Source organism: Cobetia sp. 3AK, assembly GCF_029846335.1.
Taxonomy (GTDB): Bacteria; Pseudomonadota; Gammaproteobacteria; order Pseudomonadales; family Halomonadaceae; genus Cobetia; species Cobetia marina.
The window spans coordinates 1-12,224 of sequence record NZ_JARWKR010000014.1; the positions used below are offsets into that span (position 1 = coordinate 1).

General features: G+C 63.2%; 10 protein-coding genes. 8 read left to right on the plus strand and 2 right to left on the minus strand.

The window, feature by feature from the left end:
- Together QD228_RS15965 and glmS are read left to right on the plus strand one after the other, a co-directional pair.
- Positions 1-195 (plus strand): UDP binding domain-containing protein (locus QD228_RS15965; RefSeq protein ID WP_279876038.1); only part of this gene is annotated, 195 nt, incomplete at its 5' end.
- 236 nt (positions 196-431) lie between these two features.
- A complete protein-coding gene (glmS, locus tag QD228_RS15970) occupies positions 432-2,384 on the plus strand; it encodes a glutamine--fructose-6-phosphate transaminase (isomerizing) (protein WP_279876039.1) in 1,953 nt (650 codons plus the stop codon).
- Positions 2,385-2,508: 124 nt separating this feature from the next.
- Here glmS and QD228_RS15975 read toward each other — a convergent pair whose 3' ends face one another.
- Together QD228_RS15975 and QD228_RS15980 are read right to left on the minus strand one after the other, a co-directional pair.
- On the minus strand, positions 2,509-2,820 hold the full coding sequence (locus QD228_RS15975) for a hypothetical protein (protein ID WP_279876040.1): 312 nt from the start codon (positions 2,818-2,820) through the stop codon (positions 2,509-2,511).
- Positions 2,820-3,581 (minus strand): sulfite exporter TauE/SafE family protein, encoded by a 762-nt coding sequence (locus QD228_RS15980; RefSeq protein WP_167592983.1) that lies wholly within the window; start codon positions 3,579-3,581, stop codon positions 2,820-2,822. Before QD228_RS15980 ends, QD228_RS15975 begins: the two co-directional genes overlap by 1 nt.
- A 500-nt stretch (positions 3,582-4,081) precedes the next feature.
- Here QD228_RS15980 and QD228_RS15985 point away from each other — a divergent pair, with 500 nt between their 5' ends.
- From QD228_RS15985 to QD228_RS16010, 6 genes are all read left to right on the plus strand, one after another.
- Complete coding sequence (locus QD228_RS15985) at positions 4,082-5,086, plus strand: glycosyltransferase family 2 protein (protein ID WP_077374088.1); 1,005 nt, start codon at positions 4,082-4,084, stop codon at positions 5,084-5,086.
- Entirely contained in the window at positions 5,083-6,264 is a 1,182-nt protein-coding gene (locus QD228_RS15990) for a glycosyltransferase family 4 protein (protein ID WP_279876041.1), read from the plus strand. The genes QD228_RS15985 and QD228_RS15990 overlap by 4 nt, the downstream gene beginning before the upstream one ends.
- A 113-nt stretch (positions 6,265-6,377) precedes the next feature.
- Positions 6,378-7,487 (plus strand): glycosyltransferase family 4 protein, encoded by a 1,110-nt coding sequence (locus QD228_RS15995; RefSeq protein ID WP_077374081.1) that lies wholly within the window; start codon positions 6,378-6,380, stop codon positions 7,485-7,487.
- Positions 7,488-8,515: 1,028 nt separating this feature from the next.
- A complete protein-coding gene (locus QD228_RS16000) occupies positions 8,516-8,806 on the plus strand; it encodes a hypothetical protein (protein WP_139345440.1) in 291 nt (96 codons plus the stop codon).
- 39 nt (positions 8,807-8,845) lie between these two features.
- Complete coding sequence (locus QD228_RS16005) at positions 8,846-9,967, plus strand: polysaccharide export protein (protein WP_103751396.1); 1,122 nt, start codon at positions 8,846-8,848, stop codon at positions 9,965-9,967.
- A gap of 5 nt (positions 9,968-9,972) precedes the next feature.
- A complete protein-coding gene (locus QD228_RS16010; RefSeq protein ID WP_084208242.1) occupies positions 9,973-12,192 on the plus strand; it encodes a polysaccharide biosynthesis tyrosine autokinase in 2,220 nt (739 codons plus the stop codon).
- The last annotated feature ends 32 nt before the right edge of the window (positions 12,193-12,224 follow it).

Here is a 12,224-nt window from a genome sequence, read left to right on the forward strand (position 1 = left end):
GGCGCGGATGCGCTGGTGATCTGCACCGAGTGGAAGGAATTCCGCACGCTGGATGCCGGCTGGCTCAAGACCCAGCTGGCCTTCCCGGTGGTGGTGGATGGCCGCAACCTCTTCGAACCGTCCGCCATGAAATCTGCCGGCCTGATGTATTACGCGGTCGGCCGTGGCGACACCCTGGCGCTGACGCGCGACTGACCCAGGCGGCGGCCTGCGACACGTGCGGTTGCAAGCCGTCGTCGCGGCATCCCGACTCAGTCTTTGACTCAGCCCTCTGGCTCAGTTCTGTGGCTCAGTTCTGTGGCTCAGTTCTCTGACTCAGCCTCTCGGCAAGGCGGTCGCGTCCGTGACCTCTGCAAGGGCACCGCCTTGCCCCCCATTCGTTCGAACCGCTCCGTGCCTGGCACGGGGCGGCAGCAGACAAGGAGCTTTCCATGTGTGGCATCGTTGCCGGCCTGGCTCAGCGTGACATCAGCAAGATTCTCATCGAGGGGCTGCATCGCCTCGAATACCGGGGTTACGACTCCGCTGGCGTGGCCGTGATCGACCCCGCCGGTGAACTGCGCCGTGCGCGTGCCGTCGGCAAGGTCCGCGCGCTGGAGGACGAGCTGCGTGAAGCGCCGCTGTCCGGTGCCATCGGCGTCGCCCATACCCGCTGGGCCACCCACGGGCGTCCGGCCCAGCACAACGCGCACCCGCACCTCTCGAGCGAGCGCGTGGCCGTGGTGCACAACGGCATCATCGAGAACCACGAGGCGCTGCGCCGTGAGCTGGAGCAGGAGGGCTATGACTTCACTTCCGAGACGGACACCGAGGTGGTCGCGCATCTGGTCGACCGCGAACTGCGCGCTGGCCGTGCGCTGCCGGAGGCGGTCAATGTGGTCACCGCGCGTCTGGATGGCGCCTTCGCGCTGGCGGTGATGGAACAGCAGAATCCCGAGCTGCTGGTCGGCGCCCGTCAGGGCAGCCCGCTGGTCGTGGGTGTGGGAATCGAGGAGCACTTCATCGCTTCTGACCCGCTGGCACTGCTGCCGGTCACCGACCGCTTCATCTATCTGGATGAGGGCGACATGGTGGCCATCAGCCCGAGCGGCATCCAGGTGCTGGAACGCGGCGCCGAGCAGGATGAGCTCACGCCGGTGACCCGCGAAGTGGTGCGCTATGAGCACAGCGTCGAAGCGGCGGGCAAGGGTGAGTATCGCCACTTCATGATGAAGGAGATCATGGAGCAGCCCACCGTGCTGTCGCGTACCCTGGCCGAGCGTCTCGACCCGCAGGGCGTACGCCTGGAGGCCTTCGAGGTCTCGCGCCATTCCTTCCTGGCCGCGGATGACGGCGCCGAGAAGGGCAGGGAAGTCGTCGATGTCGAGCGACTGACGCAGCTGCTGGCCGATGTGCGTCAGGTGCAGATCATCGCCTGCGGGACCAGCTATCACGCCGGCATGGTGGCGCGTTACTGGCTGGAAGAGGTCGCCGGCATTCCGGCGCAGGTCGAGGTGGCCTCGGAGTTCCGTTACCGCGAGCGTGTCGCGGCCCCGGGTACGCTGTTCATCACCCTGTCGCAGTCCGGCGAGACCGCCGACACGCTGGCGGCCCTGCGGGATATCCAGAAGCTCAACCGCGAGGGGCCGCAGGCAGGGCATTACCTGGCGAGTCTGGCCATCTGCAACGTGGCGGGAAGCTCGCTGGTTCGTGAGTCGGATCTGTCACTGCTGACCCATGCCGGGCCGGAGATCGGGGTGGCTTCCACCAAGGCCTTCACCACCCAGCTGGTGGCGCTGATGCTGACCACGCTGGCCCTGCGCCAGAGCCGTCGACAGCCGCAGGACGAGGAATATGACCTGCTCACGCGTCAGCTGCTGATGCGTCTCAAGGACCTGCCGCATGTCATCGAACAATCGCTGGGGCTGAACGGGGAAATCGCCCAGTTGGCCGAGAAGTTCATGCATCGCCATCACACCCTGTTCCTCGGGCGCGGCAGCCAGTACCCGATCGCGATGGAGGGTGCGCTCAAGCTCAAGGAAATCTCCTATATCCACGCCGAAGCCTATGCGGCGGGTGAGCTCAAGCACGGCCCGCTGGCCTTGATCGATGAGGACATGCCAGTGGTGGCGGTCGCGCCGATGGATGACCTGATGGAGAAGCTGAAGTCCAACCTTCAGGAAGTCCGCGCGCGTGGCGGCCAGCTGTTCGTGTTCGCCGACCCGGAAGTCAGCCTCAAGGCCGGTGAGGGCGTGCACGTCGTCACCGTGCCGGGGGTGTGTCGCTTCCTCGCGCCGATCGTCTATGCAGTCCCGCTGCAGCTGCTGTCCTATCACGTCGCCGTCCTTAAGGGCACCGATGTCGATCAGCCGCGCAATCTCGCCAAGAGTGTCACGGTAGAGTGATCCCGCGCGGGCACTGAGTCGTGTCCCGCATGAAGACGAAAGGGACTGCCCATGGGCAGTCCCTTTTTTCGTGTGCGCGCATCATGCCGCCGGCGGTTGCCTGACGCTGCCTGCTTGATGCAGCTCAGTCCGGCAGGACCCATGACGACAGACGGCGCCACCAGCTGCGCCGCCCGGCTGTGGTGTCCGTCTCGCAGGTATTCGTCTCGCAGGTGTCCGGGGGCTCGGGGGTGGGGCCCTGATGACGAATGCAGAAACGATCTCCCCCCGGCCCCGTGATCCAGCGTGAACTGCCTGAGCTGACACGCCCCGCCTTGACGTCATCGTCGAGTTTCCTGCCCGCCGCCTTGATGGCCTCCAGTGTGCCTGGCGCCAGTTCGATGAAGCCTTCCTCTCCTGGCGCTTCCTCGGCCTGTGACGGTGGAATCTCGCGCATCAGATCAACCCCTTGAGGATCAGATTGCCACTGGAGACCAGCAGGATGGCGTAGGCCACCTGGCGCAGGTGATGGTCACTGAGCGGGGGTGGGAAGCGGCGTGCGAGCTCCGTGAAGGCGATGACCACGAACACGCCTGCGGCACCGATCATCAGCAGCTCACTCAGGTGCTCGCCGGCGCGTCCGGGAGAGATGATCGAGAGTCCCATGCGCATGGCGCCCCCGACCAGAAAGACAGCGAACAGGGTGCAGCGGATCGCCACCAGCGTCATCGGCTGGCGGTAGAGCATTACCACCAGCGGCGGCCCGTTGGCGGCGAACAGCCCGCCCATCAGGCCCGAGAGCCCGCCGGCGGCATGGAAGTGCCAACGGGGAGACAGCGTCTCACGCGGCTTGGGTTGCATCAGCAGCGCCAGGCAGGCGATCAGGATCACGCATCCCAGCAGCATGCCGAGCAGGGGCGCGCGCTCCTCTCCCAGCCAGGTGGCCAGGTAATAGCCGACCGGCAGCAGCGGCAGGCTGGTGACCAGCAGTCGCCGCGCGAGGCGCAGATCGATTTCCCGCCAGTGACCCCGCAGTGCCATGCAGTTGTTGAACAGGCTCAAGAGGGCGCAGAGCAGGGCGGCGCTCTCGATGGGCAGGACATCGAGAGTGGCCAGCAGGCCCATGACGATGAGCCCGAAGGCAAAGCCGGTGAGAGTCTGGATGTAGCTGGCCAGTGCCAGGCTCAACAGGATGGCAGCGAGTTGCCAGAGGGTCATGGTGACTCCGTTGGGTGGCCCCGTTCGGCGCGAGGGGAGGGTGGAGGCATTGCGCTGCCATGATAGCGCGGGCCAGCCGCAAAAGGGCGACAGTCTCGTGGCTGCCAGCCGGCGAGGGTGAGTCATGTGAGCTTTCGCGGATGAAGCGTGTCAGCAGCTCGGCCCATCCTGCTCAAACTTGCATAGGTAATTTAGTGGTCTTGAATTGCTTAGCTTACGCATGAGATGCAAGGAGTTTGCGACATGAACCCTCATGAATTCGGTTTTTGGCGACAAGTCGCCTTGTTTGAATATCAGCAGCTTATTAGTCTGTGGTGAACAAGGGGGCATGAAGTGTCGCCATTTGCGGCCACATGATGTCGCTGGTGGCTTGGGCCGGGCTTTGGCAGGGCAAGCCAGCCGACAGATTCATTGGCCTCCTTGCTTGATGCCTGGCAGTGATGAACACGGCCTGAGCGTGAGCCCCTGATGGACAAGCACCGCCACATGGATATCCGGGCATGGAACGCAACGCAGCACAATCTCCTTTCTTCACCATCGTGACGCCGAATCACAATTCGGGTGACGGGCTCGAGCGCTGCATCGCCAGTCTCGCGGCCAACGACACCGCTTACGAACACATCATCATCGATGATGCCTCTTCGGATGATTCCTTTCTGCGGGTGGAGCGCAGTCACGCCGCCCGGCCACCGACCTCATTGGTACTGCGCCGCAATGCCGAGAATCTCGGGCCCGGGCCGACCCGCAACCATGGCCTGAGTCTGGCACGTGGCCGCTATGTGCTGTTCTGCGATGCGGATGACACCTTCGTGGCCGGCGCCCTGGATACGCTCAAGGCGCAGATCGTGGCCTTCGATTGCCCGCAGGTGGTGGTGTTCCGTTATTGCCTGCAGGGGCCACAGGGAGAGCGGGAGAGCACGCCACTGTGCAGCCAGCCCCTTGAGCGCACCCAGATGCAGGCCTTCACCGATTTCATGCACGACCGCATCGTCTCCGCTCCCTGGGGCAAGGCGATCCGTGCCGATCTCGCCTGCGCCCTGAGCTTTCCTGACCTTCCTGTTTCCCAGGATGGTCTCTACAACCTCGAGCTGTTCGGTCGGGCGGCACGCGTTCTCTATCTGCCCCAGGTGCTGTATCGCTTCGACAAGCGCAGCGACGGTTCTCTGACTCGCAAGCCCTTCGGCAATCGCGAGCTGGCCCGATTTCACCGCAGCTGGCAGGTGTTCGATTCCCGCTACCGCGAGCAGTTCGCGGCCGCCCACGGCCTGGCACTGCTGGAGATTCGCGCCCTGCGCTTCGTCGGTGTGAGCTTCATCATGCGCCAGGCCATCAACAAGACCCACGACGATGACCAGGTGAGGCAGGTGGTGATGTCTCAGCTGCGCCAGTCATCCTGGGCGGCATTGCGTCAGCTGTCGTTGAAGGAAAAGGCGTTGCTGATGAGCTATGCGTTCAGTCCTTCCCTGTCCCGGCAATTGATTCGGCGGAGCCAATACGCGTCATGAGCACTCGCAAGCATATCCTGTTCTACACCGGCGCCCAGTCGCGCACCGGCGGCACCGAGCGTGCCTGCGCCGATACCGCCAACATGCTGGCGGCCAGCGGTGACTATCAGGTGGAGGTGGTCAGCGAGCATGGCCCTGCCGACAGCCCCTATCCCCTGCACGAGGATATCGTGCATGAATCGCTGTATCCAAAACGTCAGCATCTGGGGGCGCTGCGCGGCGTGCTGCTGTTCCTGCGGCTTTTCTGGATGGTGCTGCGCAAGCGACCGGACGTGGTGATCGTGGTCGAGAGCATCGGTTTCCTGCCATTCTTGCTGCCCAGCTATCTGCTGCGGCGCACGCGCTATCTCTGCTGGGAACACTTCAATGCCACCTCGGATCTCGGCGTGCCACGGCGCAATGCCGCGCGGCGTCTCGCGGCCAGGCGGGCCGATCGTATCGTGGTGCTTTCCCATGAGGACCGCGAATACTGGGAGCAGCTGCTCCCCCAGTCCACCGAGCGTCTGAGCGTCGTGCCCAACCTCAATCCGCTGGAGCACGAGATCCTCCAGCGTCAGGCCCGGCTGCAGGACGCCGCCGCCGCGCCGCCCGCAGTGGCGCCTTCTGAGACCGTCGCGCCGAAGGTGGCGGTGGCGGTGGGGCGTCTGACGCACCAGAAGGGCTTTGATCTGCTGCTGGAGGCCTGGGCGGCGATTCCCGCCGAATCGCGTGATGGCTGGGTGCTGCGCATCGTCGGCGAGGGCGATGCACGCGAGGCGCTGGAGGCGCAGGCGGAGCGGCTTGGCATCACGCGCCAGCTTCAGATGCCCGGCCAGTGCAGCGACATCCGGCGCGAGTACGCCGCGGCAGACCTGTTCGTGCTGTCGTCACGCTTCGAAGGCTTCGGGCTGGTACTGGTCGAGGCGCTCAGCTGTGGCGTGCCCTGCATCAGCTTCGCCTGCCCGGCCGGGCCCCGCGAGATCCTCAAGCATGGCATCAATGGCTATCTGATCGAGCAGGGCAATGTGGCAGCGTTCAGTCAGCAGTTGGGCGCCGTGCTCGGTGATGATGAAGTGCTTGCGCGCCTGCGTGCCAATGTCGATTACGGCCTGGAGCGGTTTTCGCGCCGTACCGTCGAGGCCAGTTGGCAGGCCGTGCTGGAGGGACTGGAAGCCCCGGCACTGCTGCGTGTCATCTGACCTCCATCAGGCACCAGACATGTGACTTGCGAGCCCCCCTTTCGGGGCTCGCGTTCGCGCTATCGGATACGAATCTTCAGGTACGACAGCAGGAGGCTATCGCCGTGAGAATCATGCATGTCATCTCGACCCCCGCATCAGGAGGTGCCGAGGTCTACGTCAAGGACCTGAGCCTTGCCATGGTCGCGGCGGGGCACAGCGTTCATGTCACGTTTCTGGAAACCGCTGAGCAGTGCGGGCGAGATCTGGACTATGAAAGGCACTTCCTGGCCCAGCTGAGTCAGGCGGGCATCAGTCATTCGTTTCTGGGCGCCGACACGCGTCGCCGTCCCTGGCGGGGCGGCACGCGGCTGCGCGCGGAAGTGAATCGATTCGCCCCGGATGTGGTGCATTGCCATCTCTACTACGCGCTGATGTTCGCCTTCCTGCTGCCACGAAAGCTTGCGGTGATCATGACCGTGCACAGTATCGAGCTGGGGGCGCCCAACTGGCTGTTTCGACTGTTCGATCGTCGCGTCAGCGCCTATGTCGGCATCTGTCACGCCTGCACGCGCAAGCTTGCGCCGCTGGTCAGGCGGCCAGTGGTCCAGATCGACAATGCCGTCTCGGGGGCGCGCCTCAAGCACAGCGGCTGGCAGATGACGGCGCTGGATACCCCGGTGAAGCTGGCAGCCATCGGACGTCTCACCGAAGCCAAGCAGTATCCCTTGATGCTCGAGAGCTGCCGCCGCCTCAAGGCACAGGGGTTGAATGTCACGCTCAGCATCGCCGGGGAGGGGCCGCTCAAGGCCGAGTTGGTCACGCAGATCCGTGACGCCGGGCTCGAGGATCAGGTCACCTTGCTGGGCAACATCTCGGATGTGGCGGGGCTTCTGGCCTCATCGGACATCTTCCTGATGTCGTCTGCCTGGGAAGGACTGCCGATCTCGCTGCTGGAAGCCACGCTGAGCGGGCTGCCGGTGCTGGTCACTAACGTCGGTGGCTGCGCAGAAGTCGTGCATCGGGTCGGCAACGGGCTGGTGGTGGATGAGCAGACGCCGGCGCGCTATGCCGATGCTCTCACCCGCCTGGTGGCTGACGAGGAGCTGCGACGCAGCTGTGCGCGCAACGCGCGACGCCACGGCGGTAGCTACCACATCAACACGGCGCTGGCCGGGCATCTGGAGCTCTACACCAGCCGGCTGCAAGGCGAGCTGGATGCGGCACCCGAAGTCTCGGTCTGAACGCGCAGGGCGAGGGTGGCGAATGGGAGAAGAGTGCGCATGGGGCCCTGCGGGTCTGAAGAATGAGCCTGCGGTGCGGACCTGAAAGGTGCGCTTGAAAAGCGGGCTTGAGATGCGAGGTCTGGTGCTGGACATGGCAGTCAGAAGAGTGGGCAATCGATGCGATGATCGGTTGCCCTTTTTCTTGTCCTGGAAATGGGGAATGGCGCTATGCGGCCACCTGAATGAGACGTCTCATGCCAGATGATGGGGAGTGCTGGGTCATGAGGTTCATGCGGATGTCAGTCAGGTGTGGCATCAGGATGAGTGGCTCTCAGCGGTTGGCGATTCATTCATGTCATCGCTCTACTAATACTTGAGATGAGAGAAAGCAGTCTAAAGTGAAGTGCGGCAATACAATCGTCGTGAAAGAGAGTTTACGCCTTGCTGTTGTGGTCGATTAATTTATTATCAAGTCCGTAATCAGACATTGAAAATCAAGCAGATCGCCACCTCATGAAATATCGATGATGTCACGCCGATTAAGACGTGATTATTCACGATTCATCGTAGGTGAGAGGGTGATTTGATGATGGTCAAGTGCCGAATCCATCACGAAATCCCTGTGACGTTCTGATCGCTGCTGTCAGTCTCGATGGCGCCAGTTCGTGGCATGGGAGAAGAGAATGGAAAGGCCGACAGGAAGTCAGGCAGGTACGAACTGGTCGCAAGTTGCTGTATTTCATTGTGTCTCACTACTCCAGAATACGTGAATGTCATCTTCTCCTGATGCCGGATGCAGAGGGTTCGCCCTTGCTCATCCGGTGATGCAATGCGGAGATTGACGTTTCACGATTCACCCAGGCCTTCTCGTGATGCGTTGTTGATACTCGGGAAAGTGTCGAGAGATCTCTGAAATACCGGCGAAAATGAGTCCTCATTTTCGTTCTGATGCCCTCCTGTAATGGCTGATCATGCTATCAGTCATCCTTCAATGACGATACTGATGATGTCGAGCATGAGAGTCATGAGTCATCGATGAAGATGCCGTGATTATCTTTCATGTCGTCATGATGAGTTGTGCTGATTCTTCGGGCCGTGTCATGGATCAGGATGGTCTGATGCCGTTGGATGATTTTCATGATCCGGTACATGTCGGGATTGGGTCGATCCTGACAGGTCACCGTTCGTTCAACGGCGCGCTGGCGGAGGCAGGGAATGATTCGCGCCTGTCTCGCAAGGGAACGTCACAGAATTTCCACGTGCTGCAGGGGAGAAAGCCGATTCCTCGGGGCGGTAGCGTGTCCGGATACACGATGAATGCGCCGATCAGGATGTGATCGAGCAGAGCGCAGGGCTTACAGGGGATGACAGAGGTTATGAAGAGATCGACCAGATCGACGCTACGGGGAGTTTCCCTGGCGATAATGCTGGCCGCCTTGGGAGGCTGTGCCTTCGCCCCTGGCGGCCATATGGACTATGAGGTCGAGACGGCGCCGCTGTCGGACCATGTCACGGTCAGCCCGATCACGCCGGCCTTGATCAGCAGTTATCGCGCACTCCCGGCTCAGACAGCCCCGGCCGATGACGCTCTGGTGGATGACATCAAGCGCTACGTCTACCGCGTGGGTGGCGGTGACATCCTGGCCATCAATCTGAGCACGCCGCTGGATCTGGCCCAGGAGACGGGCGTTCAGCGCCAGACGGTGGAAGCGCTGACCTACATCGTGCAGCCGGATGGCACGCTGTATTACCCCTACGTCGGGCGCATCAACGTCAAGGACATGACCGTGGATGAGGTGCGCGCCTCGCTGGTGCGTGGCCTGTCACGCTTCATCACCGACCCGCAGGTCAACGTCTCCGTCGCCCAGTTCCGCTCGCAGCGCGTCTATCTGAGCGGTGCGGTCCGTGAGCCGGGCTTCGTGCCGGTCACCGATGTGCCCCTGACCCTGATCGATGCCATCAGTGCCAGTGGTGGCGTCACCGAACTCGCCAATACCCACGACATCACCCTGACCCGCGACGGCCACCAGGAGCACCTGAGCCTCTATCAGCTGCTGCAGCAGGGCAACATGCGTGAGAACCGCCTGCTGCACGATGGCGACGTCATCAATATCCCGGTGGCGACCGACCAGAACGTCTTCGTGCTGGGGCAGGTCCTCAAGCCCGGCAACATGCCGGTGGGCAACGAGCGTCTGAGTCTGACCGATGCCCTGTCACGCGCCGGTGGCGTGGATGAGGACCGTGCCGACCCCTCCGGTGTCTTCGTGGTCCGGGAGAACGGCCCGGACGCTGACAAGCTCGCCACCGTCTATGTGCTCGATATCTCCGATGCCACCTCGCTGATGCTGGGGGCACGCTTCCCGCTGCAGCCCAGGGATGTGGTCTATGTCACCGCGGCGCCGGTCAGCCGTTGGAACCGCGTGCTGAGTCAGTTGCTGCCGTCGGTCACCAGTACCGGGGCCTTCGTCTCGGTCATCGACGACATCGAGGGAGATTGAGGTCCATGAATCAGTTCACTTCTCCCATGCCGCCATCTTCCGGTGACGCTGGCCGGGACGCGACGCGTCGCCTGGACTTCAGCACCCTGCTGGCACTGCTCTGGCATCGTCGCTGGTGGTTGATCGCCAGCACCGTGCTGTTGACGCTGATCGGCATCTATGTGGTCGGCAGCCAGCAGCGCATCTATCTGGCTGACTCGCTGATCCAGATCGAGGACAAGGGCGGCAGCGCCAGCCTGCTGGGCACGCTGACGGGTCAGTCCGGAGGCCCCGAGGAGGGCAGTACCAGTGACGAGCTGGAGATCCTGGCCTCGCGGCTGGTGCTCGGGCAGGCCGTGGCGCGTGAGCGTCTCAACATCGTCGTCACACCGGTGCGCTACCCCGTCATCGGCGACTGGCTGTCCCATCGCGGAATGCGTCTGCCGGAGAGTCTCGGCGGCAATGAATATGCCTGGGGGGATGACGTCCTGAAGGTCACCACGCTGGAGCTTGGCGGCCAGTGGCAGGGACAGACGCTGACCCTGGAAGTGGTCGATGAGCAGCACTATCGCCTGCTGGACGCCGAGGGCAACCTGCTGATGCATGGCACGGTGGGCGAGAATGCGCTGTCCGGTGACATCAAGGTCTTCGTCCAGCGCATGGAGGCCAGCCCCGGGGCGCGCTTCGCGCTGACCAGCATCTCGGACCTCAGTGCCATCAACTCCATCAAGTCGCGTTTCACCGCCGAGCGCAACGGCAGCGATACCGGCGTGGTGACCCTGAGTCTGTCCGGCAGCGACCAGCAGGCCATCGTCAGCACCCTGGACACCATCACCGACGTCTTCCTGCAGCAGAACATCGAGCGCGAATCCGCCGAGGCCGACAACCAGCTGGGCTTTTTGGGTGACCAGATCCCGACGCTGCGCGGCCAGCTCGATGAGGCGGAATCCGCCCTCAACGACTATCGCCGCCGCCGCGATTCCGTGGACCTGACCGCCGAGAGCCAGCAGGTGATGGAGAACCTGGTGGGGCTGGACAACCAGCTGACCGAGATCAAGCTGCGACTGGCGGAGCTGTCGCGTGCCTACACCCATGAGCACCCGGCCTATCGGGCACTGGTGGCGCGTCGTGACTCCCTCAATCAGGAAAAGGCGCGGGTCCAGAAGCAGGCGGAACAGCTGCCGGCGGCGCAGCGCGAAGCGCTCAATCTGAACCGCAACGTCAATGTCAGCCAGGAAATCTACGTCGCGCTGCTCAACAAGCGCGAAGAAGTGCGCCTCAAGAAGGCCGGTACGGTCGGCAACGTGCGGATTCTGGATCCCGCCGTCCTGCAGCCTGGCCCCATCTCGCCGAGAACCTCGCTGATGATGGTGGTCTTCGCGATGGCCGGTTTCCTGCTGGGCGTGCTGGGCATCCTGCTGCGGCATTCCATGCGCAAGGGCATCGACAGCGCCGAACAGATCGAGTCCCTGGACCTGCCGGTCTACGCCACCATCCCGCTCTCGCCGCTGCAGCAGGGCATGATGCGTCGCGTGCGCCTCAAGGGCGAGAAGTCCGGGCGCGAGATCTATCAGGGCGTACTGGCGACCTCGCAGCCTTCCGACATCAGCATCGAGGCGCTGCGCAGCCTGCGCACCAGCCTGCACTTCGCGCTGCTGGACAATCAGCGCAAGTCGGTGATGTTCACCGGCCCGAGTCCGGGCATCGGCAAGAGCTTCGTGAGCCTCAACCTGGCCGCGGTGAGCGCCGAGGCCGGCCAGCGCGTGCTGCTGATCGATGCCGACATGCGGCGCGGACATCTTCACCACGCCTTCCAGCGCACCTCCGAGCAGGGCGGCCTCTCGGATGTCCTCAGCGGCGCAAGTCCTCTGGAAGAGGTCATCTATCACACGCGCATCGACAACCTGGACTTCCTGGGCCGTGGGGTGGCGCCACCGAATCCGTCCGAGCTCCTGATGCAGGAAAACTTTGCCCAGTTGCTGGAGCAGCTGGGAGAGCGCTATGACCTGATCATCATCGATACCCCGCCGGTACTCGCCGTCACCGAGGCGCTGATCATCGGGCGCCATGTCGGCGCGAGCCTGATGGTGGCGCGTTTCGGCATGAACCAGGTGCGTGAGCTGGAACATGCTCGCAAGAAGCTCGAGAACAACGGCATCCACGTCAAGGGCGCGATCTTGAATGCCATCGAGCAGCAGGCCGGGGATAAGCAGCACTACGGGTATTACAACTACAGCTATACCTGATGCCGTGTCGCGGCACGGCTCTCATGACGCTT

Bases quoted from the DNA above. Each gene is read 5' to 3' on its own strand.
- glmS (WP_279876039.1), top strand. From the start codon at position 432: ATGTGTGGCATCGTTGCCGGCCTGGCTCAGCGTGACATCAGCAAGATT.
- QD228_RS15975 (WP_279876040.1), bottom strand. From the start codon at position 2,820: ATGCGCGAGATTCCACCGTCACAGGCCGAGGAAGCGCCAGGAGAGGAA.
- QD228_RS15980 (WP_167592983.1), bottom strand. From the start codon at position 3,581: ATGACCCTCTGGCAACTCGCTGCCATCCTGTTGAGCCTGGCACTGGCC.
- QD228_RS15985 (WP_077374088.1), top strand. From the start codon at position 4,082: ATGGAACGCAACGCAGCACAATCTCCTTTCTTCACCATCGTGACGCCG.
- QD228_RS15990 (WP_279876041.1), top strand. From the start codon at position 5,083: ATGAGCACTCGCAAGCATATCCTGTTCTACACCGGCGCCCAGTCGCGC.
- QD228_RS15995 (WP_077374081.1), top strand. From the start codon at position 6,378: ATGCATGTCATCTCGACCCCCGCATCAGGAGGTGCCGAGGTCTACGTC.
- QD228_RS16005 (WP_103751396.1), top strand. From the start codon at position 8,846: ATGAAGAGATCGACCAGATCGACGCTACGGGGAGTTTCCCTGGCGATA.
- QD228_RS16010 (WP_084208242.1), top strand. From the start codon at position 9,973: ATGAATCAGTTCACTTCTCCCATGCCGCCATCTTCCGGTGACGCTGGC.